This is a genomic window from Bartonella sp. LB28NMGDW (genome assembly GCF_042194435.1).
Classification (GTDB): domain Bacteria; phylum Pseudomonadota; class Alphaproteobacteria; order Rhizobiales; family Rhizobiaceae; genus Bartonella; species Bartonella grahamii.
Window position 1 is genome coordinate 1 of the sequence record NZ_JBHIMX010000081.1, and the last position, 1,347, is coordinate 1,347.

At 43.1% G+C, this 1,347-nt stretch carries 1 protein-coding gene and 1 pseudogene; both read right to left on the reverse strand.

The window, feature by feature from the left end; all coding sequences use genetic code 11:
- Positions 1-350 (reverse strand): annotated as a pseudogene (locus ACFIKG_RS09230) (phage tail protein); the annotation flags it as partial.
- Between the two features lie 7 nt (positions 351-357).
- A partial coding sequence (locus ACFIKG_RS09235) for a phage tail protein (protein ID WP_375652191.1) occupies positions 358-1,347 on the reverse strand: 990 nt, incomplete at its 5' end.

The following is a 1,347-nucleotide window of genomic DNA, read 5'->3' on the forward strand; positions in this document are numbered from 1 at the left end:
CCGGTTTCTGTCGCCTTATAAACGGGCTTACCGGCTAAATTATTTAAAGCAATTGTTGTCGCCCCAACATTCTTGCCTTTCGCTTTAAAACAAACCGATATCCCATTCTTATACGCTAAAAACTGAGATTGACTTTGAAGACGTATTCCACTGGTCTTTTGTTTTTGATTAACCGTAACAATCCCTTCAATCACACCCCCCGTATCCGATAAATACTCTCTGACCCTTTGCATCATAAAACGCGCGCTATTATTGACCGTGTTAGGGTGTTGTCCCTCTGACCAATTAATCAAACTATCTGCTCCACCATTCTCAGATGCCGTTAAGGACCAATCATATATCGTTGACATCTTGACCTCACGTCTTAATCCCAAACACAACACTCATATTAATCGGACGCGTCTCACTGACACCTGAACGAGCCCAAACAACATCACGCATCTGAAGATGAGAATGGGGAAAAGCAAGCCCATGATGCAACCGTATATCCTCTGCACCCACACCCAAACGTTCGGCAAGCTTTTCCCTTTGCTTCTCATTGAGCATATACCCCCAGATAATCATCATATTTCCATACCAATTCTCTTCCTCATTGGCATCATTCAAAATCGTAACCGAGTGACCTCCATGATCATGCTTTCTCATAGCGTCATGCTGTAATGTGCCAAGATAACGAAAACGGTCTATCTCGCGGTCATCATCAACACCTCGTAAAAAAACACCACGCAAATCGGGAACATTAAACTTCGTCCAACTATCAGCGCCTCCCCACCTGATCCCTATCGCTTCATAAAGAGCAGGATAATCACTACGCAAATAAGCCTTCCCATCACAGGGTAACCAGTCCTCTGGCAAAACTTGCATTCCAAAAATTCCTATCGTCCCTGTCGGATAAATGGAAATAACCGGTTCTTGTGATAAAGAGAGAGGCGTAGGATTTAAAACATGCCAAGCATGATCCCTATAAACCAAGCTATAAATGCACCCCCTTTGAAGCTCGCCTCCAGATAATGCACGAATGCCTAATTCCGTCGCCTTATAAACAGGTTTAGCAGCTAAATCATTCAAGGCAATTGCGGTTTCCCCAACATTCTTACCTTTCGCTTTAAAACAAACTGATATCCCATTCTTATACTCTAAAAATTGCGATTGGCTTTGAAGTCTTATCAACGTCGTCTGTTGTTCAGCATCAACCGTAAAGCTACTTTCAATCACACCACTCGTATCGGATAAATATTCACGCACACGCTGCATCATCACACGGGCGCTATTATTCACGCTGCTAGGGCGTTGTCCTTTTGACCAATCAATCAAATCATCACAATAGGCATTCAAGGAGGCATTTAA